This is a genomic window from Klebsiella sp. RHBSTW-00484 (assembly GCF_013705725.1).
Classification (GTDB): domain Bacteria; phylum Pseudomonadota; class Gammaproteobacteria; order Enterobacterales; family Enterobacteriaceae; genus Klebsiella.
The window spans coordinates 4425831-4450736 of sequence record NZ_CP055481.1 but is presented as its reverse complement, the minus strand read 5'-3'; the positions used below and the strand labels follow the sequence as shown (position 1 = coordinate 4450736).

At 55.0% G+C, this 24906-nt stretch carries 21 protein-coding genes and 2 pseudogenes; 15 read left to right on the top strand and 8 right to left on the bottom strand.

The genetic code is table 11. The features are described from left to right. The first annotated feature begins 412 nt into the window (after positions 1 to 412). The 10 genes from HV213_RS21015 (at position 413) to HV213_RS20970 (ending at position 13278) form a co-directional block, all read left to right on the top strand. Positions 413 to 883 carry an RcnB family protein gene (locus HV213_RS21015; protein WP_181483172.1) on the top strand — a complete coding sequence of 157 codons (471 nt, stop codon included), beginning with the start codon at positions 413 to 415 and terminating at the stop codon, positions 881 to 883. Between the two features lie 525 nt (positions 884 to 1408). Continuing rightward, positions 1409 to 2587 (top strand): M20 aminoacylase family protein, encoded by a 1179-nt coding sequence (locus tag HV213_RS21010; RefSeq protein WP_181486472.1) that lies wholly within the window; start codon positions 1409 to 1411, stop codon positions 2585 to 2587. Between the two features lie 19 nt (positions 2588 to 2606). After that, positions 2607 to 3383 (top strand): ABC transporter substrate-binding protein, encoded by a 777-nt coding sequence (locus HV213_RS21005; protein WP_110273196.1) that lies wholly within the window; start codon positions 2607 to 2609, stop codon positions 3381 to 3383. Positions 3384 to 3544: 161 nt separating this feature from the next. After that, entirely contained in the window at positions 3545 to 4498 is a 954-nt protein-coding gene (locus HV213_RS21000; RefSeq protein WP_181483171.1) for an aldo/keto reductase, read from the top strand. 341 nt (positions 4499 to 4839) lie between these two features. Beyond that, positions 4840 to 5922: a YncE family protein gene (locus HV213_RS20995; RefSeq protein WP_181483170.1), complete on the top strand. Its 1083-nt coding sequence runs from the start codon at positions 4840 to 4842 to the stop codon at positions 5920 to 5922. Positions 5923 to 5980: 58 nt separating this feature from the next. Further along, a complete protein-coding gene (locus HV213_RS20990; RefSeq protein WP_181483169.1) occupies positions 5981 to 8173 on the top strand; it encodes a TonB-dependent receptor in 2193 nt (730 codons plus the stop codon). A gap of 140 nt (positions 8174 to 8313) precedes the next feature. Further along, a complete protein-coding gene (gene pheP, locus HV213_RS20985) occupies positions 8314 to 9690 on the top strand; it encodes a phenylalanine transporter (protein WP_181483168.1) in 1377 nt (458 codons plus the stop codon). A 153-nt stretch (positions 9691 to 9843) separates the two neighbouring features. Then, positions 9844 to 11085 carry an MFS transporter gene (locus tag HV213_RS20980; RefSeq protein ID WP_181483167.1) on the top strand — a complete coding sequence of 414 codons (1242 nt, stop codon included), beginning with the start codon at positions 9844 to 9846 and terminating at the stop codon, positions 11083 to 11085. A gap of 16 nt (positions 11086 to 11101) precedes the next feature. After that, entirely contained in the window at positions 11102 to 12124 is a 1023-nt protein-coding gene (locus HV213_RS20975; RefSeq protein WP_181483166.1) for a sugar phosphate isomerase/epimerase family protein, read from the top strand. Between the two features lie 2 nt (positions 12125 to 12126). Beyond that, positions 12127 to 13278 carry a Gfo/Idh/MocA family protein gene (locus HV213_RS20970; RefSeq protein ID WP_181483165.1) on the top strand — a complete coding sequence of 384 codons (1152 nt, stop codon included), beginning with the start codon at positions 12127 to 12129 and terminating at the stop codon, positions 13276 to 13278. 39 nt (positions 13279 to 13317) lie between these two features. On the opposite strand, the gene HV213_RS20965 is transcribed toward HV213_RS20970, so the two are convergent. Both HV213_RS20965 and HV213_RS20960 read right to left on the bottom strand, forming a co-directional pair. Continuing rightward, on the bottom strand, positions 13318 to 13734 hold the full coding sequence (locus HV213_RS20965) for an Exc2 family lipoprotein (RefSeq protein ID WP_110273204.1): 417 nt from the start codon (positions 13732 to 13734) through the stop codon (positions 13318 to 13320). Between the two features lie 117 nt (positions 13735 to 13851). Next, positions 13852 to 14601: an SDR family NAD(P)-dependent oxidoreductase gene (locus tag HV213_RS20960; protein ID WP_181483164.1), complete on the bottom strand. Its 750-nt coding sequence runs from the start codon at positions 14599 to 14601 to the stop codon at positions 13852 to 13854. A gap of 181 nt (positions 14602 to 14782) precedes the next feature. Here HV213_RS20960 and HV213_RS20955 point away from each other — a divergent pair, with 181 nt between their 5' ends. Both HV213_RS20955 and HV213_RS20950 read left to right on the top strand, forming a co-directional pair. After that, positions 14783 to 15688, top strand: coding sequence for a LysR family transcriptional regulator (locus HV213_RS20955; protein WP_181483163.1), 906 nt, complete (start codon positions 14783 to 14785; stop codon positions 15686 to 15688). Positions 15689 to 15758: 70 nt separating this feature from the next. Further along, a complete protein-coding gene (locus HV213_RS20950; protein ID WP_181483162.1) occupies positions 15759 to 16739 on the top strand; it encodes a LacI family DNA-binding transcriptional regulator in 981 nt (326 codons plus the stop codon). A gap of 5 nt (positions 16740 to 16744) precedes the next feature. On the opposite strand, the gene HV213_RS20945 is transcribed toward HV213_RS20950, so the two are convergent. After that, positions 16745 to 17989, bottom strand: coding sequence for a mechanosensitive ion channel family protein (locus HV213_RS20945; RefSeq protein ID WP_181483161.1), 1245 nt, complete (start codon positions 17987 to 17989; stop codon positions 16745 to 16747). A gap of 77 nt (positions 17990 to 18066) precedes the next feature. Beyond that, the gene (locus tag HV213_RS20940; protein ID WP_181483160.1) at positions 18067 to 19494 is read right to left on the bottom strand and encodes an MFS transporter; all 1428 of its coding nucleotides are present in this window, start codon (positions 19492 to 19494) and stop codon (positions 18067 to 18069) included. 109 nt (positions 19495 to 19603) lie between these two features. On the opposite strand from HV213_RS20940, the gene HV213_RS20935 reads away from it, so the two are divergent. After that, positions 19604 to 20470 (top strand): helix-turn-helix transcriptional regulator, encoded by an 867-nt coding sequence (locus HV213_RS20935; RefSeq protein WP_181483159.1) that lies wholly within the window; start codon positions 19604 to 19606, stop codon positions 20468 to 20470. 199 nt (positions 20471 to 20669) lie between these two features. Beyond that, on the top strand, positions 20670 to 21698 hold the full coding sequence (locus HV213_RS20930) for a DUF2157 domain-containing protein (RefSeq protein WP_181483158.1): 1029 nt from the start codon (positions 20670 to 20672) through the stop codon (positions 21696 to 21698). 164 nt (positions 21699 to 21862) lie between these two features. Here the strand turns inward: HV213_RS20930 and nfsB are convergent, their stop codons facing one another. The 3 genes and pseudogenes from nfsB to HV213_RS20915 all read right to left on the bottom strand — a co-directional run. Continuing rightward, positions 21863 to 22516: an oxygen-insensitive NAD(P)H nitroreductase gene (nfsB, locus tag HV213_RS20925; RefSeq protein ID WP_181483157.1), complete on the bottom strand. Its 654-nt coding sequence runs from the start codon at positions 22514 to 22516 to the stop codon at positions 21863 to 21865. A gap of 118 nt (positions 22517 to 22634) precedes the next feature. Then, entirely contained in the window at positions 22635 to 23003 is a 369-nt protein-coding gene (locus HV213_RS20920; protein ID WP_181483156.1) for an MmcQ/YjbR family DNA-binding protein, read from the bottom strand. Beyond that, a pseudogene (locus tag HV213_RS20915) lies at positions 23003 to 23365 on the bottom strand (TetR/AcrR family transcriptional regulator); the annotation flags it as partial. The pseudogene HV213_RS20915 and the gene HV213_RS20920, both read right to left, overlap by 1 nt. A 105-nt stretch (positions 23366 to 23470) precedes the next feature. Between HV213_RS20915 and HV213_RS20910 the strand changes: the two are divergent. Continuing rightward, positions 23471 to 24502, top strand: a complete 1032-nt coding sequence (locus HV213_RS20910) for an IS630-like element ISEc33 family transposase (RefSeq protein WP_001395480.1) — start codon at positions 23471 to 23473, stop codon at positions 24500 to 24502. 21 nt (positions 24503 to 24523) lie between these two features. Here HV213_RS20910 and HV213_RS20905 read toward each other — a convergent pair. Further along, positions 24524 to 24739: pseudogene (locus HV213_RS20905) on the bottom strand (TetR/AcrR family transcriptional regulator); the annotation flags it as partial. Between the last annotated feature and the right edge of the window lie 167 nt (positions 24740 to 24906).

The following is a 24906-nucleotide window of genomic DNA, read 5'->3' as shown; positions in this document are numbered from 1 at the left end:
TGTTATGTGTGATTTATTCAGCGTCGGAATAATATTTTTAATATGTTAGAACGCTACACCCAATGGATTTCGAGTTACATTAATGAACGTGGCCAACAAAAATGCGGCTTGAAAGACGAAGGGTATATACCCTAAATAATTCGAGTTGCTTAAAGGCGGCAAGGGAGTGAATCCCCGGGAACAATAGATAACTATGTGACTGGGGTGAGCGACAAATCTGTCAGGAACAGATTTGAACGCCGTGGAGCGGCGGCCCGCAAGGGTGAGGCTCATGGATGAGCCGAGTAGCTAAGCCAACACATAAGCAACTTGAAGTATGACGGGTATAAGCCAGGAATAATCCTGGTTATATTATTACTCACTATTCCTCCACATTTTCCCGGTAAAAAGGAAATATATCAGGAGGTGTACTATGAAAAAGATTCTTTCACTGGCGATTATTTTATCTTGTGCTTTTACATCCGTTTCATGGGCTGATGGTCCAGGCGGTAACAATCGTGGTCAGCAGCAGGTCTGGCAGAACGATTCCGGTCACGGTGGTCCGGATGGTAACCATCAGCAGGGACCGGGTAAGGGGCCGCAGGGTAATAATCATCAGGGGAACGGTGGCGATCGCGGTGGTAATCATTCGTCCGATAATCGCCATCAGGAGCGCCACGAGCAGGATCACTTCGCGTGGAGTGGCCATGATTTCCGTAAAGGCCAGCCGGCTCCGGAACGGTTCCGCGGTAATGACTATCGAGTAAACGACTGGAACGATCGCGGGCTTCCGGCACCGCCGCGTGGGCAACACTGGTCGTATATTGACGGTAACTATGTACTGATTGCCGCCGCGACCGGGATTATTACGTCAATCCTGATTAACGGCGCGCTGAACCACTAACGTTGATCTTATCCCCGGAGGCGGTGCTGCGCACCTGTCCGGGCTACAGGTTCCGCATCGTCTGAGGGACGGTAGCCCGGTCATACAGTCAGTAGGCTTATCCAGTCAAATTCGCTTAAAAATCGCAAAGATAAAAATATCATTCTGGCGGTTCTTTCTCGATTTTTTATCTGCTTCTTTAGCTTTATTAATTATTATTATGCTTTATGAGTCGCGAAAAGCAGATATTTTAAGAAGTGCCTTAGTCCGCGAGATGGTAAAAAAATTCGCTTCATCGTTAAATCGCTATACCCTAAATAATTCAAGTTGCAGGAAGGCGGCAAGTGAGCGAATCCCCGGGAGCTTACACTGGTAAGTGACTGGGGTGAACGAATGCAGCCAACACACATGCAACTTGAAGTATGACGGGTATATGAATAAATCAGATGAAAACCGCCTCCGGAATAAGAAATGCTGCTTGCATTAAACCTCTACCAAGTTAAGTTATTAAAACTGAGCATCTATTTTTATATCCCGGAGACCGGCATGACCGATTTTGTTATTCCTGAAATTAAAGCCACTGAAGATGAGATGATTGCGATCCGTCATTATTTACATGCCAATCCGGAATTAAGCCTCGAAGAGTTTAATACCAGTGAGCTGGTGGCCGGGAAACTGACCGAGTGGGGCTATACGGTAACTCGTGAGCTGGCAAAAACCGGCCTGGTGGGGACGCTGCGCAAGGGCGACTCTCCACGCACCATTGGCCTGCGCGCCGATATGGACGCACTGCCGATTTTCGAAGCGACCGATCTTCCCTGGGCAAGCACCGTTGCCGGAAAAATGCACGCCTGCGGCCACGACGGTCACACCACGATTCTGCTGGCGGCGGCGAAATATATCGCCTCTCCGGCCTGTCAGTTTAACGGCACGGTACATCTGATATTCCAGCCTGCGGAAGAAGCTATTGGCGGCGCGGATTTAATGATTAAAGACGGCCTGTTTGAGCGCTTCCCCTGTGAGCGCATCTTCGGTCTGCACAATATGCCGGGCCTGCCGGTGGGGAAACTCGGCTTCTATGCCGGCAATTTTATGGCCTCGGCGGATACGGTCAAAATCACCATTACCGGCTATGGCGGTCACGGCGCGCATCCTGAGCGCACCGTCGACCCGATCGTGACCGGTGCAGCGCTGGTGATGAGTCTACAAAGTATCGTAGCGCGTAACGTACCGCCGGGCGAAACCGCAGTGGTCAGCGTGGGGACTTTCCAGGCCGGTATCGCGTCTAACGTGATTCCCGAAAACGTGGTGATGGAGCTGAGCGTGCGGGCGATGAAGCCGGAAATCCGCGACCTGCTAATCAAACGTATCAAGGAGCTCGCCGAGTTTACCGCCAAAAGCTACGGCGCCAGCAGTGAAGTCGAGGTTTTTGACTCCTACCCGGTGCTGACCAACAGCGTTGAGGAAACTGAGTTCGCTAAAGCGCTGGCGCTGGAAGTGTTTGGCGAAGAGGGCGTTCTGGAATCGATACCTCCAATGAACGCCAGCGAAGATTTCGCTTTTATGCTGCGGGAGCGTCCCGGCTGCTACTTCCTGCTGGGCAATGGCGAAAAAGGCGGGAAGGGCAGCTGCATGGTGCACAACCCCGGCTACGACTTTAATGATGACATTATTTCCACCGGCGCGACGCTGTTCGCCCGGTTAGTTGAAACACACTGCCGTTGATCTCTGGAGTCCGTAAATAATGAAAAAATCTCTTCTGCTGTGGGTCGCGCTGATGGCCTCAACTTCAGCCCTGGCCGCAGAAAATAAGGAAATTCGCTTTGGCGTTGACCCGACTTTCGCGCCGTTTGAATGGAAAGACCCACAGGGTAAGCTGGCGGGTTTTGATATTGACCTGGGGAACGCAATTTGCGAGCAACTCCAGGCGAAGTGCGTGTGGGTGGAAAGCAACTTCGACGGCATTATTCCGGCGCTGAAGGCGCGCAAGTTCGACGCGATCCTTTCCGGAATGTATATGACCGAGAAGCGTAAAGAGCAGATTGGCTTTAGCGATAAGCTGTATAACGGCCCGGTGTTCCTCGTGGCGCGTAAAAACACGTTGGCCGGGAATACCGTCGAGCAGTTGAAGGGCAAAACCATCGGCGTAGAGCAGGGCTCGGCGCAGGAAACGTACGTCAACCAGCACTGGCGCACGGCGGGAATCAATATCGTCGCCTATCAGGGGGCGGATCGCGTGGTACAGGATCTGGAGTCCGGGCGTATTGATGGCGCGGTGCTTTCCGGGATGATGGCCGACTACAGCTTCCTGCAACAGCCGCAGGGCAAAGATTTTGCCTTCGTTGGTGGGCATTTGCAGGACGACAAGCTGTTCGGCGCCGGGGCGGCGATTGGTCTGCGTAAAGACGATGAAGCCCTGCGTCAGGAAATTAACGGCGCGATTGCCAAAATTCTCGCCGACGGCACCTATAAAAAGTTAGCCGGGAAATATTTTAGCTTTGATGTTTATTCCGGGACATAATGTTGTTATGCATTCAGCGGGCATGGAAAGCCCGCTTCAAGCTTCCTTTTCTTACTATCATTTCTGACCTTTGGCATTTCCTGAAAGGACACAGAATATAAGCGTTACCCTATATAATTCGCGTTGCGTGAAGTATGACGGGTAAATAAGGAGTGAACGGCATGATGACACGTCCCTTGGGCAAAACCGGATTTTCCATCGCCCCGCTGGTGTTTGGCGGCAACGTTTTTGGCTGGACCATCGATGAAAAAACCAGTTTTGCCATTCTTGATGCGTTTGTAGACCACGGCTTTGATGCTATCGACACGGCGGATGTTTACTCCCGCTGGGCGGACGGTAACCAGGGCGGCGAGTCCGAAGCCATTATCGGTCGCTGGCTGCAGGCGCGGCCAGGCATGCGCGATAAGGTGAAAATTTTCACTAAAGTTGGTTCCGATTTAGGCCTTCCCGGCCATAAAGGACTGAAAAAAGCCTGGATCCAGCAGGCGGTGGAAGATTCGCTGCGCCGCCTGAACACCGATTATATCGACCTCTACTTTTCCCACTGGCCGGACCCGGAAACCCCGGTTGCCGAAACCCTCGACGCGTTCCATGCCTTACAGCAGGCGGGAAAAATCCGCGCGATGGGGGCCTCTAACCTCGATGCACAGCAGCTTTCGAGCGCCCTGGAAGTGTCGCGCAAAAGCGGTCTACCGGCCTGGCAGGTGCTGCAACCGGAATACAATCTTTATCATCGTTCGGCCTTTGAAGGCGCGCTCTGTGACCTGTGCATCAGCCGCGATATCGGCGTGGTGACCTACTACAGCCTGGCGTCCGGCTTCCTGACCGGTAAATACCGTCAGCAGTCCGATCTGGCGCAAAGCCAGCGCGGCGGCGGCATCGGTAAATACCTCAATCCGCGCGGGCTGCGCATCGTCGATACGCTGGTTGAGGTGGCGGAACAACAGAATGCCAAACCTGCCGAAGTCGCGCTGGCCTGGCTAATGAGTCGTGAAGGCGTAACGGCCCCGATTGCCAGCGCCACCAGTATCGCTCAGGTGGAGAGCTTTGCCCGTGCCGCTGCGTTGAACCTCCGCGCTGAACAGCTGGCGCGTCTGGATACCGCCAGCGCGTAGTTTTCGACGCCGGAACCTGTCGAGTTTCGGCGCTTTTCCATCAGCGTTTTGTATTCCATTTTTCCTCACTCTCAGCCAATACCACTGCTCTGAATACCTTTCACCGAAAAATGAAACGTTTTTCCATTCGGAAAAAGACAGGCTTGATTACGATAAGATAATGCGTATAGTTCTCATTCTTCTTTTTGTTTGCGGGCTTGTCAGGGAATAACCTGCATTAGTGGCGTGCTCACAGGGAAACTTCGAAGGCGTAGGGTGGGGCTCGCTAACGCAAGACCGAAAAAGAGAACATCGGCGGCGGAGTCACCATCGGATCATTGATTTTGTTCAGGATTGATCTTATGAAATACACTCTCCCGGCGTTGGCGCTGGCTATCTCTGCGGTCTTAAGCGGCTGCGCCACGACTCACACCTCTCCTGTTTCTCAACCTGTTGCCGAACAAAAAGCGGAAACCGCCGTACAGCCGCTCAAGCGCGAGCTGGCGGAAGGCCTGTATGAAATGGCGCTCAGTCCGAAAGGCGATGCACTTTACGTTGCCAGCGCTGAAGGCTTTAAAGATGTGCAGGGCGGCGCGGTCTATAAGCTGGATCCGGCAACCCTGAAAACTATTGGCATGACCCACACCGATCTGAAAAACTTTGCCGTACAGCTCAGCCCTGACGGCAGTACGCTGTTTGTCACCAACTCGCTGGACGGCGGCATTAGCGCTATTGATACGGCCAACGGCAAAGTCCAAAAACGCCTGCTGTTTAGCGAACGCAATAAAGAAGGTTTCCCGTACGGTGCGCGTCAAATCCTGCTGCTCAATAACACCCTTTACGTTGGCGCAGTTGCCGATCCAGCGCAAATCTGGGTGGTCGATGCCGACACACTGAAGCTGAAAACGCGGATTAAAAATACCGGCAAATGGATGACCGGCCTGCACTATTCCGCACAAACCGAACGGCTGTACGCGGCAAACGGCGGCGGTGAAATTCTGGTGATTAACCCGCGCAATAACCGTATCGAACACCGCTGGAAGCCGCTGGGCGATAAACCGGCGCTGCTGCTGAACATTGCTGAAGATAGCGCCACCGGTCGTCTGTTCGTCACCGATAACTCCAAAGCTAAAACCACCCTGGTACTCGATATTCACAGCGGTAAGGTGATTAAGCAACTGGAGGTGGGCGACTCGCTGGCGGTGCAGTTCAATCCTAAGCGCAACGAGATTTATATCTCTCAGCGCGAATCCGGCAAGGTTATCAGCCTCGATGGCACCAGCTACGCGCTGAAAAAGTCGTGGGATATTCCGGCTAACCCTAACAGCCTGCTGATTTCCGCCGACGGCCAGACGCTGTTTGTCACCGTTAAACAGCCGTTTAATAAAGATCATTCGACGAAAGGGCCGGACAGCGTTGTCCGCATTGACCTGACCGCGAAATAAGAAATTCGGGCCCGGTAACGGGCCCTTTGTTTTACTTTTCTCACCTATGGGACTCATTATGCTTACCTCTCACTATCCGGCTTTCCCGCTACGGAAAACGCTGCTGGCGTTAACTATTGGCGCTATCACTCACTCGGCAACGGCGGCGGAAAGCGACGCTGAACGTAAAAAAACCGAAGAAACCATGGTTGTCCGGGCGACTTCCGACAGCGATTTTAAATCCGGCGGCGATCTGGTCGTTCCTGCCTATCTGGACGGCCAGGTAGCGAACGGTGGTCGTCTCGGGATGCTCGGCGAGCAAAACGCGATGGACGTTCCGTTTAGCATCATCGGCTATACCTCGAAGCTGATTCAGGATCAGCAGGCGAAAACCATTACCGACGTGGTGAGCAACGATGCCGGAGTTCAGCCGGTGCAGGGCTACGGTAACTATGCCGAAACCTATCGTATTCGCGGCCTCAAATTCGACGGCGATGATATGACCCTGAGCGGACTGGCGGGCGTGGTGCCGCGTCAGGTGGTGGATACCGCGATGCTCGAGCGGGTCGAAATTTTTAAAGGCGCAAACGCCCTGCTCAACGGAGCCGCCAGCTCCGGCGTCGGCGGGATGATTAACCTGGAGCCGAAGCGTGCGGAAGATACCCCGACCGCCAACGTTGGCGTGGACTATACCTCTGATTCTCAGGTCGGCGGTTCGCTGGATTTAGGCCGTCGCTTTGGTGACGATAACCAGTTCGGCGCGCGGGTGAACCTGGTACATCGCGAAGGCGAGGCGGCGGTCGAGAATGACAAGCGCAGAACCACTCTGGCCGCTATTGGCCTCGACTATCGCGGTGAGCGCTTGCGCAGCTCTTTTGATTTTGGCTATCAGAAGAAAACGTTCCACGGCGGCCCGATGGGCATCAATATTTCGGCCGTTGATTTTATTCCGCGTCTGCCGGGCAATACCCATAACTACACGCAAAAATGGGCTTACAGCGATATCGAAAATGAGTTCGGTATGCTGAGAATGGAATACGACATTGTCGATAAATGGACTGCCTATGCGTCGCTGGGCGCTCAGCACGCCCATGAAATCGGCCTGTATAGCGCTTCGAAGCTTATCGATCGAGAAGGTAACGCCACGGCGGGTCGTCTGGATACCAACCGCTATATTGATACCGCCAGCGGTATGGCCGGGATACGCGGCGAGTTCGCTACCGGTTTTGTCTCGCACAAAGTGAACGTCGGCTATTCGGCGAAAACCCAAAACGATAAAACGGCGTGGCGGATGTCTAAGGTTAACCCGCTGGTGAATATCTATGATACTCAGCAGGTTGCGCCTCCGGCTAACTCTTCGTTCGGCGGTGACTATTACGATCCGCTCACCAGCGGGCGTACCCGTTCACAGGGCTGGCTGCTGAGCGATACCCTGGGCGTGCTGGACGATACGCTGCTGTTTACCGCTGGCGCGCGCCATCAAAAAGTGGTTGTGCGTAACTACGATAAAACCACCGGTCTGCAAAGCGATGCGTATGACGACAGTCGCTGGATGCCAACCTATGGGGTGGTCTACAAGCCGTGGGAGGTTATCTCTTTATACGCCAACCATACCGAAGCTCTTCAGCCGGGCAGCAATGCGCCGAACTCCGCCACTAACTACGGTGAAAGTATTGGGATCATTCACTCCAAACAAAACGAAGTAGGGGTGAAGGCTGATTTTGGCCGAATCGGCGGTTCGCTGGCGCTGTTTGAAATTAAAATGCCGTCAGCATTCCTCGACAGCCAGAAACACTATGGTCTTGACGGCGAGCAGCGTAACCGCGGCGTTGAGTTCAATGTCTTCGGTGAACCGCTGTACGGTCTGCGTCTTAACGCCAGCGCTACCTGGCTGGAAGCCGAGCTGTCGAAAACCAAAGATGGCATCAACGATGGTAAAACAGCGATTGGCGTGCCGGGGTTCTATGCGGTGCTTGGCGCGGAGTATGACATCAAGCCTATCGATGGCCTGACCGCCACCGCGCGCCTCAATCACTCCGGTTCGCAGTATGCCGATCAGGCGAACACCAAGAAGATTGATAGCTACACCACCCTGGATCTCGGCGTGCGCTATCGCCTGGCGCTTAACGAGAATCAGAACCAGATGACGGTACGGGCGGGGGTGGATAACGTGACGGATGAGAACTACTGGTCCGGTGCTGATGACAGTGGAACCTATTTGTTCCGCGGTGAGCCGCGGACGTTCAAGGTTTCGGTCGGCTACGAGTTCTAAGCAAAACGCTGGGGCGGGCAGGTCAGCTCGCCCCTTGTGATAAATCAATGAACGTATGAAGCCAGGGCATCTGCGGCTTGAAGTATGACGGGGATAAGTGTTACAAGGTGCCCCTTCATATAAACACACAGGGGATCGACGTGAAAGACGCGTCAACGTCGTCGGATGCCGTAGAGGAAAGCGGCCCGACGCTTCACCGCGGTTTACAGAACCGACATATCCAACTTATCGCTCTTGGCGGCGCCATCGGTACCGGCCTGTTTCTCGGCATTGGGCCAGCGATTCAAATGGCGGGACCGGCCGTACTGCTCGGCTACGCCGTCGCCGGGATCGTTGCTTTTCTGATTATGCGCCAGCTTGGTGAAATGGTCGTCGAAGAGCCGGTTTCTGGCTCCTTTGCCCACTTTGCCTATAAATACTGGGGTCCGTTCGCAGGTTTTCTTTCCGGCTGGAACTACTGGGTGATGTTCGTGTTGGTGGGGATGGCGGAGCTGACCGCCGCCGGGATCTACATGCAGTACTGGCTACCGGACGTGCCGACGTGGATTTGGGCCGCCGTCTTCTTCATTATTATCAACGCGGTTAACCTCGTTAACGTTCGCCTGTACGGCGAAGCGGAGTTCTGGTTCGCGCTGATTAAAGTGCTGGCGATTATCGGCATGATTGGCTTTGGCCTGTGGATGCTGTTTGGCGGCCACGGCGGCAGCAAAGCGGGAATCGATAATCTGTGGAAATACGGCGGCTTCTTTGCCACCGGCTGGCACGGGCTGATTATGTCGCTGGCGGTGATCATGTTCTCCTTCGGCGGGCTGGAGCTTATCGGCATTACCGCCGCCGAAGCGCACAATCCAGAGAAGAGCATTCCGAAAGCGGTTAACCAGGTGGTGTACCGTATTTTGCTGTTTTATATCGGTTCGCTGGTGGTTCTGCTAGCTCTTTATCCGTGGGTGGAAATCAAATCCGACAGCAGTCCGTTCGTGATGATTTTCCATAATCTCGACAGTAACGTGGTGGCTTCAGCGCTGAACTTCGTGATTCTGGTGGCTTCGCTGTCGGTCTATAACAGCGGCGTTTACTCCAATAGCCGGATGCTGTTCGGCCTGTCGGTGCAGGGCAACGCGCCGAAGTTTCTTGCTCGCGTCAGCAAGCGCGGCGTACCGGTCAACTCCCTGATGCTTTCCGGGATTATCACCTCGCTGGTGGTGCTGCTTAACTACCTCCTGCCGCAGAGCGCACTCGGCCTGTTGATGGCGCTGGTGGTGGCGACGCTGCTGCTGAACTGGATAATGATCTGCTTGGCGCACCTGAAATTCCGTGCTGCCCAGCGGCGCAAGGGGCGTGAGTCGAAGTTTAAAGCGCTGCTGTCGCCTGGCAGTAACTATTTTTGCATCGCCTTCCTGGGGCTGATCCTGGTGCTGATGTGCACGATCGACGGTATGCGTCTGTCGGCGATTCTGCTGCCGGTGTGGATCCTGTTCCTGTTTGTGGCCTTTAAAACCCTGCGCCGCCCGGCGTAGTGCGTGACAGCCCCGCCGTCCGGCGGGGCATAATCATCTTTTATTGTGATCTTCTTCGCGCTTAGCGCATTTTTCCCGCGATCTTCTTTTTGTAATCGATTACTTTTCATTTGAATCTATTTTGTAATCGATTACTTTTTTAAGGCGGTCAACATGACAACAACAACCGAAGGTCGTGAAAGTGCCCGCGTAACGCACCGTTTTCTGGTGCCGCGGCTGTCGTTAATGATGTTTATGCAGTTCTTTATTTGGGGGAGTTGGTCGGTCACGCTGGGCCTGGTGATGACTCGTTACGAGATGTCATTGCTGATTGGCGATGCTTTCTCCGCCGGGCCGATTGCGTCGATTCTCTCGCCGTTTGTGCTGGGAATGCTGGTCGATCGCTTCTTTGCCTCGCAGAAGGTGATGGCGGTCATGCACCTGGCCGGGGCGGTGATTCTGTGGTTTGTGCCGCAGGCGCTGGTGGCGCAAAACGGCGCGCTGCTGATTGGCCTGCTGTTCGGCTACACCCTGTGCTATATGCCTACGCTGGCGCTGACTAACAATATTGCGTTCCACAGCCTGGCGAACGTTGACAAGACTTTTCCGGTGGTCCGCGTTTTCGGCACCATCGGCTGGATTATCGCCGGTATCTTCATCGGCGTGACCGGTATTTCCGATACCACCGGGATTTTCACCCTCGCGGCGCTGTGTTCAGTGGTACTGGCGGTTTATAGCCTGACGCTGCCGCACACGCCGGCCCCGGCGAAAGGGACCCCGGTGCAGTTTCGCGACCTGCTGTGCGCTGACGCTTTCGCGCTGCTGAAAACGCGCCACTTCCTGATTTTCTCCTTGTGCGCGACGCTGATCTCTATTCCGCTGGGCACCTACTACGCCTATACCGCCTCTTATCTGGCGGATGCCGGGGTCGCGGACGTCAGCACCGCCATGTCCTTCGGTCAGATGTCAGAAATCTTCTTTATGCTGGTGATCCCGCTGCTGTTCCGCCGCCTGGGCGTCAAATACATGTTGCTGATCGGCATGGCGGCGTGGTTCGTACGCTACGCCTTCTTTGCGCTGGGCGTCAGCGAAGAGGGACGGTTCCTGCTCTATCTTGGCATCCTGTTGCACGGCGTGTGCTACGACTTTTTCTTCGTGGTTGGCTTTATCTATACCGACCGCGTGGCGGGCGAGAAGGTCAAAGGTCAGGCACAGAGCATGATCGTGATGTTCACCTACGGCATCGGAATGCTGCTGGGCTCGCAGATTTCCGGCGCGCTATATAACCAACTTGTTGCGGGGCAAACGGTACCGCAGGCGTGGGTGACTTTCTGGTGGATCCCGGCGGTGGCCGCGGCGGTTATCGCACTGATTTTCCTTTTCTCTTTCCAGTACAACGATAAAGAGCAGCATTAATTTTTCAGGAGGTGGTATGAAAACGATCAAGGGACCGGGCATTTTTCTGGCGCAGTTTATCGGCGCGCAGGCACCGTTTAATACTCTGGAGGGCGTAGCGCAATGGGCTGCTGATTTAGGCTATAAGGCATTACAGATCCCCTGCAACCATCCGGCGATTTTCGACGTCGAACGTGCGGCGGCGAGCCAGACCTATTGCGATGAGGTGAACGGCAAACTGGCGGAACAGGGGCTGGCGATCAGCGAGCTTTCAACACACCTCGAAGGGCAACTGGTGGCCGTGCATCCGGCTTATGACGAGGCCTTTGACGCTTTTGCTCCCGCCGCGCTACGCGGTAACCCGCGGGCGCGCCAGCAGTGGGCGGTGGAGAAAGTACGTCAGGCAGCGGTGGCTTCCGCGCGTTTGGGGCTAAAAGCGCACGCCACCTTTTCCGGAGCGCTGGCGTGGCCTTATTTTTATCCGTGGCCGCCGCATAACCAGCCGCTGCTGGATGAAGCTTTTGACGAACTGGCTCGGCGCTGGCGGCCTCTGCTTGATGTATTCGACGAGCAGGGCGTGGATTTATGCTACGAAATTCATCCCGGCGAAGACCTGCATGATGGCGTGACCTTTGAGCGTTTCCTGCAACGCCTTGATAACCATCCGCGCTGCAATATGCTCTACGACCCCAGTCACCTGCACCTCCAGCAGATAGACTATCTGGCGTACATCGATATCTATCACTCACGAATAAAAGCGTTTCACGTCAAAGACGCGGAATTCCGCCGTAGTGGGCGCAGTGGGGTCTACGGCGGCTATCAAAACTGGCAGCAGCGGGCAGGGCGTTTTCGTTCGCTGGGCGACGGGCAGATCGATTTCAAAACGATTTTCAGCAAGCTTACCGAATACGATTTTGACGGCTGGGCGGTGCTGGAGTGGGAATGCTGCCTGAAGGACGCAGAGGTTGGTGCGCGCGAAGGCAGCGAGTTTATCCGTCGTCATATCATCCCGGTTTCCGGACGGGCGTTTGATGATTTTGCTGCGGGCGGGGAGGATTGAGGATGATTCAGGTTGGCATTATTGGCTCCGGATTTATTGGCCCGGCGCATCTGGAAGCGCTACGCAGAGTGGGCGATATTGAGGTGGTCGCGCTGTGCGACAGTAGCCTGGAGCTGGCCCAGCAAAAAGCGCGACAGCTTAACGTGGCTAACGCCTACGATAGCGTGGAGGCAATGCTGGCGCATCCGGGTCTACAGGTGGTGCATAACTGCACGCCGAACCACCTGCACGCACAGATTAACCGGCAGATTTTGGCCGCCGGGCTGCACGTCTTTTCTGAAAAGCCGCTATGCATGACGCCGGAAGAGGCGCGTGAGCTGGTGGCGCTGGCGGAAAATGCCGGGGTGGTCCACGGGGTCAGCTTTGTCTATCGCCAGTTTGCCATGGTGCAGCAGGCGGCGATGATGATGCGCAATGGCGATGTCGGGAGGCTGTTTGGCGTACACGGCAGCTATCTCCAGGACTGGATGCTGCTGGAAACCGACTATAACTGGCGGGTCGATTCAGCGCAGGGCGGCGCATCGCGGGCGGTGGCGGATATCGGCTCCCACTGGTGCGATACGGTGCAGTTTATGACCGGCCGACGCATCGTAGAGGTGATGGCTGATCTGTCTATTGTCTGGCCGACGCGCAAAGCGCCCGTTGCCGGGGATGCCACTTTTAGCCAGCATAGTGACGATGTGCGTTATGAAGAACGTCCCGTCGATACTGAAGATATGGGGTCGGTACTGTTCCGTTTTGATGATGGCAGCAAAGGCTGTTTTACCGTCTCGCAGGTGAGCGCCGGGAGAAAGAACGGCCTGACGGTAGAGATCAACGGCAGCCAATGTTCGCTGGCCTGGGATCAGGAGATACCGCAGCGGTTATGGGTTGGTCAGCGTCAGCGGCCAAACCAACTGCTGAGCGACGACCCAAGCCTGATGCTGGGTGAGGTCGCCGCCAGCGCTCATTTTCCTGGCGGGCATATCGAAGGTTGGCCCGATGCCTTTAAAAATATGATGCTGAGCTTTTATCAGGCGGTTCGTGCCGGAAAGATGCCGGAAGAGCGGTCGCGGCGCTTTGCGTCGTTTTATGAGGGCGCAGATGTGATGTACATCGTTGATGCGATAGTGAAAAGCCATCAGCAGCAGCGCTGGGTGAAGGTGGCAAGGTAACGGGAGAGACTGCGGTGCGCATTTCGCGCGCCGGCTGAATTACTTCACGCCAAGATAGCCATCGAGATACGCTCCGGACAGCTCGTTGCCGAACAGCACGGCGTCTTTATCCTCCATTGCGTTGTCCCACTTATCGTTAGCGTTGCCGTTGAAAGAGTGTTGCGTCTTTGTGCCTTGCGCTGCCTGCTGCTTGATGGAATCAGCGGTGCGGCGGGCATCGTTTTCGCTCATGCCTGACGCCTTGTCTTTCTGGCCCTGAGCATATATCTCGGTAAAGTTTGGCAGATTTAAACGGTAATTTTCCTGACGGTTAGTGGCGAAATTACCGCCGACAAAATCGGTGCGGTGTGAGACAAAATAGTAAGCATGGCGCTCCGGCGAAGATTTTGAGGAGGTGCAGCCGGAGAGTGCGGCCAGGGAACAGCTGAATGCAATAATCGCTATTTTTAGTTTCATTGATGACATCATCCCTAATTATTTAGAATATGCACTCTGGATAATTTGAGTACAGGAAAAACAGCACGGTAGCACCCGAAGACCCATTTATCCAGGGGGCTTCAGGTATCGTATTTTTTAGATCTGCGCCAGCCCGCCATCAACGTAGATTTCAGATGCGTTAATAAAGCTCGCGTCGTCAGAAGCCAGGAACGCGACAGTTTTCCCTACTTCCTCCGGCTCGCCAATGCGCCCCAGCGGTACGTCGGCGGCCAGCATATCAAAGAGTCCCTGGCGCTGCTCTTGTGCGACAAGCCCTCCCAGGCCCGGTGTACGCACTGGCCCCGGACTGACCACATTAACGCGGATACCGCGATCCTTCAGGTCCAGCGCCCATGAACGGGCAAGATTACGCACGGCGGCCTTACTGGCGCTGTACACGCTGAAATTCGCAGTTCCTTTGACCGCCGCCGTAGAGCCGGTAAGGATGACGGAGGCTCCCTGCGTCAATAGTGGCAAGGCCTTCTGAACGGTAAACAACACGCCGCGCACGTTGGTGCCGAAAATACGATCGAAGTGCTCCTCTGTTATGGCACCCAGCGGCATCATGTCGCCGCCGCCCGCATTGGCAAAAAGCACGTCCAGTCGTCCCGATTCGCTGGCAATGGTCGAAAACACGCTATCCAGGTCGCTTAAAACAGAGGCATCAGCACGGATCCCTCTGGCTGCGGGACCGATTAACGCTACCGCAGCGTCAAGCTCCTCCTGGCGGCGGCCGGCGATGTACACCGTCGCACCCTGATTTGCCAGTTCCTGTGCTGACGCAAGGCCGATACCCGAGCTGCCGCCGGTGACTAACGCGATTTTTGCCGAAAGTTTTTTACTCATGATGCACTTCCTTAACTAAAGTATGAATATGCCAATTGAGTCATCGACTTACAGTGATAACCTGGCGGCTAAGTACGGTTGTCACTGTACCGTCAGCCACGGGTGCAAAAAACGTAGTAATGTGAAAAACACTCTTCACACCTATGAATAATCGCCGACTGCTATCAGGAAAAAGCGAATAATGGATCGGTTTTCAGCCCTCAAAGTCTTTACGCGCGTTGTCGAAGCCAACAGCTTTACCCGGGCCGCAGACTCGTTGAATATGCCCAATGCCACCCTTAGTAAAGCGATTCAACAGCTTGAATCTCATCTTGGCGTTTGCTTGCTGCAACGTACAACCCGACGCATTACCGTCACGCCGGAAGGGCGCGAGTACTATGAAAAAGCGGTACGTATTCTTAAGGACCTGGACGAGATTGACGCCTCATTTAGAGCTTCTCGCAACAAGCCAAAGGGCCATCTGCGCGTCTCGGTAGGAGGATCAACCGCCCGCGATGTTCTGATCCCTCTGCTGGCTGGCTTTATGGCGACCTATCCGGATATCCGCATTGATCTGGCGGTAGCTGACAGCCCCATGGACCTTATCAGCGGCAACATCGACTGTGCGATAAGAGGAGGGCCGCTGGATGACTCGACGCTTATTGCCCGAAAAATCGGTGAAGCGACGATAATTACCTGCGCCACGCCGGGCTACCTCAAGCTCTACGGTATTCCCGCTTATCCTGATGAATTGAAGAACGGACACCGGCTTGTCAGCTATTTGTCTCCCGCCAGCGGAAGAGCCTTTCCATTTCGCTTTGAGGACAACGACATCACTCAGGAGATCAAAACGGAATATCACCTGGGTATAAATGAGAGCAATGCCCATATTGCGGCAGCGGAGGCTGGGCTGGGTATTGTGCAGACCTTCTCCTACTCGTTGAGAAATGAGCTGGCGAACGGAACACTGGTGGAAATACTCAGCAAATGGCGTCCGGCCTCTTATCCATTTCACATTGTTTATGCGCAGAATCGACACGTTACGTCCCGGCTACGCGTATTTGTTGAATGGCTTGTGGAGACGTTTCCGGCGGCGGTGAAAGGGTAATTGACCACAGGAACCAGAGAATTATGATAGCCTGCGAAATATAACGTCTATTGCAGGAAATGCAGTCTCTATGTCAATTCAGAAAATCGCTCGCCTGGCGGGCGTCTCGGTGGCGACGGTATCGCGGGTGCTGAATAACAGCGATACCGTCAAAGAGAAGAATCGCGAGCGCGTACTGCAGGCCATTAAAGAGAGTAACTATCAGCCTAATCTGCTGGCCCGTCAGCTGCGAACGGCTCGTAGCTACATGATTCTGGTGATGGTCTCTAACATTGCGAATCCCTTTTGCGCTGAAGTGGTCAAGGGGATTGAAGAAGAAGCGGAAAAGAACGGCTACCGGATCCTGCTGTGTAACTCCGGGTCGGACCTGGCGCGTTCTACCTCTGGCCTGCAACTGCTTTCCGGCAAAATGGTCGACGGCATTATTACCATGAACGCGCTCTCCAGTCTGCCGGAACTCACCACCATGATTGGCGATGCGCCGTGGGTCCAGTGCGCGGAATATGCTGATACCGGCAGCATCTCCTGCGTCGGTATTAACGATGTTGATGCGGCGCAGGGGGCGGTTTCCCGGCTGGTCGACAGTGGGCGTCGACGAATTGCCCTCATCAACCACGATCTCAGCTATCGTTACGCGCGCCTGCGCGAGCGCGGCTACAAAAGCGTGCTGCACGTACGCGAACTGAATTATCAACAGGTGACCTACGCCAGCGATCTGAGCGCCGCTGCTGGTAAAAAGGCGATGGAACAGCTGTTGGCGTTGGACGAAAAGCCCGATGCGGTATTTGCCGTTTCTGACTCATTGGCGGCGGGCGCGCTGCGGGCTATCGCTCAGGCCGGACTGCGGGTGCCGGAAGATATTGCGCTGATTGGGTTTGATGGCACCGAGCTGGCGGAAGTCGTATCACCACAGCTGACAACCGTAGAACAGCCATCGCGCGAAATAGGCCGCACGGCGGTGACGTTATTAATGAAGAGAATCGATAATCCTGACGCCGCCGTTGAGCGGGTGATGATGCACTGGCGCGTGATATCCCGCGCCAGTGCCTGAGAACCTTACTGAGATACCGCGCCCGCCAGCGAGCGAATATCGTTGCCGGTGGGGGACTGGTGAATCCGCAGGCCGAACTCATCAACCACCGCGAACACGTGGTCGAAAATATCCGCCTGGATACTCTCATATTCTGCCCACACCACGGTGTTGGTGAAGCAGTAAATCTCAATCGGCAGGCCGCTGGCGTCCGGGGCCAGCTGGCGCACCATCAGGGTCATATCCTTACGGATGCGCGGATGGTTGCGTAAATACTCCTGCAAATAAGCGCGGAAGGTGCCGATATTGGTCATCTTGCGTTGGTTCAGCACCGACTGGTCGGTGGCGTTTTGCTGGTTCCAGGCGCTAATTTCCTGGTGACGTGAATCCATATACGGTTTCAGCAGTTTGGCCTGAATTAAGCGCTGCTGCTCTTGTTCATCGAGAAAATGAATGCTGGTGGTATCGATATTCAGGCTGCGCTTTATGCGTCGACCGCCGGATGCGGACATGCCGCTCCAGTTTTTAAACGAGTCGGACACCAGTGACCAGGTTGGAATGGTGGTGATGGTGTTATCCCAATTGCGCACCTTCACCGTGGTCAGGCCGATGTCAATCACCGCGCCGTCAGCGCCGTATTTCGGCATTTCCAGCCAGTCGCCGAGCTTGAGCATATCGTTGGCGGAGAGCTGAATACCGGCCACCAGGCCAAGAATCGGGTCTTTGAATACCAGCATTAATACCGCAGCCATCGCGCCGAGGCCGCTAATCAGAATCGCCGGGGATTGGCCTATCAATAATGAAATAACCAGAATGCCGACAATAATCGCGCAAACCAGCTTTATTCCCTGGAATATCCCCTTAAGCGGAAGCTGAGAGGCGGTGGCGAATTTCTGCGATAAATTGAACACCACATCCAGCAGTGAGAAGAAGGACAGCATAGCGTATATCATCACCCACAGCTGTGCGCAGGTGGTGAGTATTTCCGCAGCCTCGCTGCCTTTTTGCAGCCATAAAACCGCCTGTACGTTGACGATAATCCCTTGCAGGGTAAAGGCCAGGCGGTGAAACAGTTTGTTCTGCGTGATGATTTGCAGCCACAAATGGCTACTGGCCTGCGCCCGTTTTTCGAAGGTACGCAGCACCACTTTGTGCAGAATAAGGTGAACGACAACTGCCGTCAGAAGAATAATGCCGAAGATAATAATGAGTGAGCTGGTGGGGGTTATTTCGATGCCTAACGCGGCGATTTGCGATATTAATTCCTGCATAACGTCTCCTTTACATCCAGCGGTTATGATGACCGCTGGATGTCTATTATGCAAATCACAGGTTACGCCGATGTGAATTATGAAGCTGCTACCGCCGGATGCACGTTCAGATGATGGCGCAGGCATAGCGCGATGGCGCCCAATATCAGCATCATCACCACCTCAACCGCCAGAAAATCGATTAACGCCTGCGGATAGTCGCCGCCGCTGCGGTGGGCGAGGGTTAAAAATAGCGAGCCGAGGATCGCCGGGCCAAGGCCCAGCGTTGCCTGTTGCAGGGTGCTGAGAATCGCGCTCCCGGCCCCGGCGTCACAGGCGCTGATATCGCGCATTCCGATGCGGTAAAAGCTATTGACGATCAGCGCCTGGCCATAGCCGATCAGCGCAGTGGACGGCACCAGAGCCAGAGTAGAGGTTTGCGTTCCGAGGTGATAAAACGTGGCGCTCAGCAGCAACAGGCCCACAATCTGCACCGACAGGCCAATCAGTAGGATGCGCCCCATGCTGTAACGGGCAATCAACTTCGGCGCGTACAGCGCAGAGATGAAATAGGCCACGCCGAGGGCGATAAAGCTATTGCCGGACTGCCACGGCGCCATACCCAAACCTGCCTGCATGGTCAGCGCCATACAGAACATAAACCCGGACCAGGCGCTGAAAAAGAGCAGGGCGATGGCCATGCCAAAGCGAATGCTGGTGAGCTTCAACAGGCGGGGCGGTAATAACGGTTGTTCGCCGTGCTGCTGTTTGCCCAGCGCGCTGGCTCGCATCCACAGCAGCAGCGGCAGCACGGCGACTAACATTAGCTGGAGCGCCCACGGCCAGTGCAGTTCCGGCCCCAGCGCCATTGGGAACAACAGGCAGCAGAGGATCAGCGCAAGGCTGAAAGTGCCCTGCCAGTCGATACGCGAATGCGCTTCGCGCCGGGTCTCGGGGACGTAGCGCGGGCTAAAAGCCAGCACCAGCAGGCAGATCGGCACGTTGATAAAGAACGCATTTCGCCAGCCTAAACCGGCGATGTCCGCCGATACCAGCCAACCACCGCCCATCTGACCGACGATAAACGCGATACCGCCAATGCCGCCGTACAGGCTGATGGCCCGAGCGTGGGCGGTGCCTTTGAGGGTGATATGCAAAGTGGCGAGGATCTGCGGCACGATCAGCGCCGCACCGGCACCCTGTAAGGTGCGTGCCGCCAGCAGGGTATGAATGGAATTCGCCATCCCGCACAGCAGGGAGGCGACGCCAAAAATCGCTACGCCCCACATAAACAGACGACGGCGACCATAGTTATCGCCAAGTTTGCTACCCATCGCCAGACAGACGGCAAAGGCGACGCCGTACAGCGCGACAATCAGCTCCAGTTGGGTGGCGCTGGCGTTCAACGATTGGGTGATCGAATCCAGCGCGACGTTGGTGATCGAGGTGTCGATCAACGGCAGCATTTGGCCGGTCAACAGCAGGAATAAACCGGCGCGGCCGGGTGAAACAGCAGACGAATTCATCGGATCTCTCCATTGCGTCATTCAGCGGATGGCCGTAGCATCACCGATAATTTAAACGGGTACCAGTTCCTGCCTATACTGGTATTGGTACTACCATGCTGGAGGTTTTATGACGACGATGCCGCAACGTGAAGCGCTTTCGATCGTGCCCGACGATAGCCGTAAGCAACTGGGTGCTTTTCTACGTGCCCGGCGAGAAAGCCTCGACCCGCAGCGCCTGGGGCTGCCGCGCGTCGGACGGCGACGCACGCCGGGCCTGCGTCGCGAAGAGGTGGCGATGCTGGCGGACGTTGGCGTCACCTGGTACACCTGGCTGGAGCAGGGGCGGGAAGTGAATCCGTCTGAGGCGGTGCTGGTGGGGGTGGCGAATGCGCTCCAGTGTAGCCCGCTTGAGACCCGGCATCTGTTTGTACTGGCCGGGCTGACTCCGCCGGAGGCCACTCAGATCACGGTATGCGAAGGTATCAGCCCCGGAACGAGACGGATGCTCGACAGCCTGATGCCGCAGCCCGCCAGTATTCAGAAGCCGAGCTTCGATATTGTGGCGTGGAACGACAGCTTTTGTCGGCTGATGGGTATCGACTTCGCCACGATCCCGGAAGAGGATCGCAATTGCATTTATCTGTATCTGACCAATGAAACCTGGCGTAGCCGCATTGAAAATCGTGACGTGCTGGCGACGTTTGTCTCTTACTTTCGCGCGGCGATGGCGGAGCACCGCGGCGACCCGCTGTGGGAGAATAAATTGGCGCGCTTTTTCGCCGCTTCGGCTGAGTTTGAGGCGCTGTGGCATCAGCGCTATGAAGTGCGCGGAGTGGAGAATCAGGTGAAAAACTTTAACCATCCGCAGCTTGGACGTTTCAGCCTACAGCAGATGTACTGGTACTCGGCCCCGCGCAACGGCTCGCGCCTGCTGGTCTATTTACCGATGGATGACGCGGGCGAACAAGCGCTGGCGTGGTTGGATAAACAATAACCACAAGGAAACAGATTGCTGACAAAGTGCAATTTTCGGGTACTGCCCGGCGGCGCTGCGCTTGCGCGGGCCTACAGAGAATTGCATAACAGGTTGATATTGCGGTTTTTCGTAGGCCGGGTAAGGCGCAAGCCGCCACCCGGCAGAGATACGAGCACAATAGCTAAAACAGGTTTGTCATCAGTCTCAAGGAATGCCTATGAACATTACCCGTAAAGAGCAACGCATCATTCAGCGCACGCTGGACGCCTGGCAGAGCAGCGGCGAGTTAACACCGGAGGATAGCCAGCGATTGGCACAAACGCTGCATGTTTCTCCCTTCGATTGGCAGCGTCTGAGTCGCTACGCTTTCTGGACTGCGCTGGCCTGCGTGCTGGTGGCGCTGGGTAGCCTGTTTGCCGACAGCGACCTGATTGAGTATCTACTTAGCCTGTTCAGCAGCTCGGCGCTGACGCGGATAATTCTGCCCACGCTGCTTGCAGCGGCCTGCTACGGTTGGGGATTTCGTCGCCAGCGGCGGGAAACCCAGTGGCACTACAGTACCGAAGCGATTCTGTTTCTTGGTGTGGTCTTTACCGCCGTGGCGCTATGGCAACTGGGTGAGCGCCTGGATACCGGCAGCGGCCATATCGCGCCGCTGTTCCTGGCCGGATGCGTGATTTACGGCGCGATTGGCTTCTTTGCCCGCTCTGGACTGGTGTGGCTATTTTTTCTGCTGTCGTTGGGTAACTGGTTTGGTGCAGAAACGGGCTATGCATCGGGATGGGGAGCCTACTGGCTGGGGATGAGCTATCCGATTCGCTTTGTTCTGTTCGGCGGCGCGCTGCTCGCGCTCTGTTATGGCGCGCAGAAATATTTACGCGAGCGCCAGCTGTTTACCGTCAGCAAAGCGATGGGCCTGACGTATCTGTTTATCGCCCTGTGGATCCTGTCTATTTTCGGCAATTACGATATCGATAGCTGGTCCAGTATGTCGCAAAGACAGCTGCTGCCGTGGGGACTACTGTTTGCCGCGGCTGCGGGGATCTGTATTTATATCAGCCTGAAAACCGACGATGGCATGCTGCGCGGTTTCGGCCTGACGTTCCTGGCTATCAACCTCTATACCCGCTTCTTCGAGTTTTTCTGGGACGGGATGCACAAGGTGGTGTTCTTCCTGATCCTTGCCGTTTCGCTGGTGGTGATTGGCCGCTATGCGGAGCGTATCTGGCACGCGGGGGAGCGGTAGTTAAGGTGGGGTATCCCGGCTGCAAAATACTGCGGTCTATCCCCGGGGGCGGCGCTCGACGCGCCTTGCCCGGGCTACGGGTTAGTACAGTCGGTGTTTTGTAGCCCGGATAAGGCGACAGCCGCAATCCGGGAATTATCCTGGCGTAAAAGAAAACCAGAGAATTAAATCTCGGTGATCGTCGTCGCCTGCGGCAGGCGTGATTTCGGCAGGGCGGCGTTGAAATCTTCAACGCTGTGATGGCCGACCGGCACCACCACCAGGCTGGTGTAGCCCTGGGCCTTCAGGTCGAACTCGGCATCAAGAATCGCGAAATCGACGCCTTCAATCGGTACCGCGTCCAGACCCATCGCCGCGACGCCAAGCAGGAAGTTGCCGACGTTCAGGTAAACCTGCTTCGCCATCCACTGGTCGTCATCGTGCAGGTCTTTGCGGTGCATATCTGCAAAGAAGGTGCGACCTTTGTGGTTCGCGGCTTTGGCGTCGGCATTAGCAAAGCGGCCATCGGCCTCTTCCTGATTCACCACGCGCTCAAGCCAGGCATCATCCATCGCGGTTTTCGCGCAGAAAACCACCACGTGGGACGCATCAAGAATTTTACGTTCATTAAAGACGTAGGTGCCGCTCGCCGCTTTAGCGACGCGCGCTTTACCTTCATCGCTGCTGGCGACGATAAAGTGCCACGGCTGGGAGTTGGTGCTTGACGGGCTGTACTGCAACAGCGTTTTCAGGTTTTCCGCCTGTTCAGCAGTCAGCTTTTTAGTAGCGTCAAATGCCTTGGTGGAGTAGCGCTTTAAGGCAACCGATACGATATCCATACTCTTCCTCACTGTTTACAACCCCTTGCGGGTGCGTTTCGTGATGGAAGAGTACAGCGATGTTGGGGAAATGATAAGGGGCAAAAATGCGATAACACTTATCGCGCTGCGCTGAAAATCACGCCGGGCGCAGGCGCTGCTGCTCTTTTTTGCTGAGCTTATCGACTACGAGATTCCACGAATCATCGATCAGATCCGCCAGCAGGCCCTCGCTGATATCCTCGCCGGGAACCACAGTGATCCAGTGCTTTTTGTTCATGTGATAGCCGGGCTCGATGCTGCGGTAAATCTCTTGATGAAGCAGCGATTTTTGCGGATCGCACTTCAGGTTGATCAGCGCACGGCCGCGTATCGTCATGCTCAGCATAAAAATTCGCCCGCCGACTTTAAACACATCGTATTCCGGGCCAAACGGCCAGCAGTGTTCGGTAAAGGGCAGCTCCAGCGCGATACGATGCGCGTGGTCATGCAGCGAGCGGTGGTCCATCAGATAGTTTCCTCATGTAGCGCCTGCCACATTGCCTCAAAGCCTAATGCAATGAGTTCCCTGGCGCGCTGCGGATCGTTGCTGGCGTACTCGATTGTGGTTTCTGCCAGTGACAAAAATAGCGCATCACCAAAGGTGCGATACGCATCGCTAAGAAAAATGGGTTTTACCGAAAGTTGGCATATCTCGTTTAACTCGGGGAACATTTCTTTGACCCGAGTACGCGTTTCATCGGTAATTCTTTCGCTGAGAGCCATGCGGCGGATGGCTTTATGCTCCATCGGCTTGCGCATGCCCCAGTCGATATAGCTGTTCCAGATATTACGTGCATTCTCTTTCGGGCGGGTTTCATTTGGGACAAGACTAAATAGCTGCGCGGAATAGTAGATCACTGAAAGGGAACTCAGCCCGGATTGTGCGATCTGATCAATCGCCAAACCAACCAAAATCACCAACCGGACTGAGCGATGCCGATCATAGTACCAATACCCCGTGGCGAACGACGCCTGATGCAGAAAGCTATTCATAAAACGCGTGATAAAAATCATGCCCGCAGACTCACGGCCATGCTGATGCTTCATCGGGGTGAACGGGTCAGCGATGTTGCCAGAACTCTCTGTTGTGCCCGTTCATCCGTTGGTCGCTGGATTAACTGGTTTACGCACTCAGGTATTGAAGGCCTGAAATCCTTACCCGCAGGGCGCTCCCGACGCTGGCCTTTTGAACATATCTGCACCCTGTTACGTGAGCTGATAAAGCATTCTCCCGGCGATTTTGGTTATCAACGTTCACGCTGGAGCACCGAATTACTGGCAATAAAAATCAATGAGATAACCGGTTGCCAGTTACATGCAGGAACCGTTCGCCGCTGGTTGCCATCTGCGGGGCTTGTATGGCGCAGGGCCGCGCCAACTCTGCGTATCCGTGACCCACATAAAGATGAAAAGATGGCGGTAATCCACAAAGCGCTGGATGAATGCAGCGCAGAGCATCCGGTATTTTATGAAGATGAAGTGGATATCCACCTTAATCCTAAAATCGGTGCGGACTGGCAGTTGCGCGGACAGCAGAAACGGGTAGTGACGCCGGGGCAGAACGAAAAATACTATCTGGCCGGCGCACTGCACAGTGGCACGGGTAAAGTCAGCTACGTGGGCGGCAACAGCAAAAGTTCAGCGCTGTTTATCGCTCTGCTGAAGCACCTGAAAGCCACTTACCGGCGGGCGAAAACAATCACGCTGATCGTTGATAACTACATTATCCATAAAAGCCGCGAAACACAGCGCTGGTTGAAAGCAAATCCCAAGTTCAGGGTAATTTACCAGCCGGTTTACTCGCCGTGGGTGAATCATGTGGAACGGCTATGGCAGGCACTTCATGACACGATAACCCGTAATCATCAGTGCCGCTCAATGTGGCAGTTACTGAAAAAGGTCCGCCATTTTATGGAAACCGCCAGCCCATTCCCCGGAGGAAAACATGGTCAGGCAAAAGTGTAGCGGTATTAGGCGCAGCTATTTAGACACCATCACCTGAACTAAACCCGATTTGATAGAGAGGTAAAGCTCGTTAAGCAGATCGTCCTTGGTGGCAAAATAGCGAAACAGCGTCCCCTCAGCAACCCCGGCGCTGCGGGCGATAGCGGAGGTTGAGGCGGCGATTCCCGATTGGGCAAAGGCGGCGGTTGCGGCCTCCAGTAACGCTTGCTTTTTATCTTCACTCTTAGGACGAGCCACTACACTTTACCTCACACGTTATAAAAACCTGATCTAAGCATGCCTGGCATGGGCACTGCAACGCCGACTGTCAAAATTTGAAAATCGTCTTGACGACTTTCAGCTTCTTCCTAATAATGAGTGCTTACTCACTCATAATCAAGTCTTATAACAAAAACCTCCAGGAA

Excerpts from the sequence above, each read along its gene's own strand:
- HV213_RS21015 (WP_181483172.1), top strand. The coding sequence starts at position 413 with ATGAAAAAGATTCTTTCACTGGCGATTATTTTATCTTGTGCTTTTACA.
- HV213_RS21010 (WP_181486472.1), top strand. The coding sequence starts at position 1,409 with ATGACCGATTTTGTTATTCCTGAAATTAAAGCCACTGAAGATGAGATG.
- HV213_RS21005 (WP_110273196.1), top strand. The coding sequence starts at position 2,607 with ATGAAAAAATCTCTTCTGCTGTGGGTCGCGCTGATGGCCTCAACTTCA.
- HV213_RS21000 (WP_181483171.1), top strand. The coding sequence starts at position 3,545 with ATGATGACACGTCCCTTGGGCAAAACCGGATTTTCCATCGCCCCGCTG.
- HV213_RS20995 (WP_181483170.1), top strand. The coding sequence starts at position 4,840 with ATGAAATACACTCTCCCGGCGTTGGCGCTGGCTATCTCTGCGGTCTTA.
- HV213_RS20990 (WP_181483169.1), top strand. The coding sequence starts at position 5,981 with ATGCTTACCTCTCACTATCCGGCTTTCCCGCTACGGAAAACGCTGCTG.
- HV213_RS20980 (WP_181483167.1), top strand. The coding sequence starts at position 9,844 with ATGACAACAACAACCGAAGGTCGTGAAAGTGCCCGCGTAACGCACCGT.
- HV213_RS20975 (WP_181483166.1), top strand. The coding sequence starts at position 11,102 with ATGAAAACGATCAAGGGACCGGGCATTTTTCTGGCGCAGTTTATCGGC.
- HV213_RS20970 (WP_181483165.1), top strand. The coding sequence starts at position 12,127 with ATGATTCAGGTTGGCATTATTGGCTCCGGATTTATTGGCCCGGCGCAT.
- HV213_RS20965 (WP_110273204.1), bottom strand. The coding sequence starts at position 13,734 with ATGAAACTAAAAATAGCGATTATTGCATTCAGCTGTTCCCTGGCCGCA.
- HV213_RS20960 (WP_181483164.1), bottom strand. The coding sequence starts at position 14,601 with ATGAGTAAAAAACTTTCGGCAAAAATCGCGTTAGTCACCGGCGGCAGC.
- HV213_RS20955 (WP_181483163.1), top strand. The coding sequence starts at position 14,783 with ATGGATCGGTTTTCAGCCCTCAAAGTCTTTACGCGCGTTGTCGAAGCC.
- HV213_RS20950 (WP_181483162.1), top strand. The coding sequence starts at position 15,759 with ATGTCAATTCAGAAAATCGCTCGCCTGGCGGGCGTCTCGGTGGCGACG.
- HV213_RS20945 (WP_181483161.1), bottom strand. The coding sequence starts at position 17,989 with ATGCAGGAATTAATATCGCAAATCGCCGCGTTAGGCATCGAAATAACC.
- HV213_RS20940 (WP_181483160.1), bottom strand. The coding sequence starts at position 19,494 with ATGAATTCGTCTGCTGTTTCACCCGGCCGCGCCGGTTTATTCCTGCTG.
- HV213_RS20935 (WP_181483159.1), top strand. The coding sequence starts at position 19,604 with ATGACGACGATGCCGCAACGTGAAGCGCTTTCGATCGTGCCCGACGAT.
- HV213_RS20930 (WP_181483158.1), top strand. The coding sequence starts at position 20,670 with ATGAACATTACCCGTAAAGAGCAACGCATCATTCAGCGCACGCTGGAC.
- nfsB (WP_181483157.1), bottom strand. The coding sequence starts at position 22,516 with ATGGATATCGTATCGGTTGCCTTAAAGCGCTACTCCACCAAGGCATTT.
- HV213_RS20920 (WP_181483156.1), bottom strand. The coding sequence starts at position 23,003 with ATGGACCACCGCTCGCTGCATGACCACGCGCATCGTATCGCGCTGGAG.
- HV213_RS20910 (WP_001395480.1), top strand. The coding sequence starts at position 23,471 with ATGCCGATCATAGTACCAATACCCCGTGGCGAACGACGCCTGATGCAG.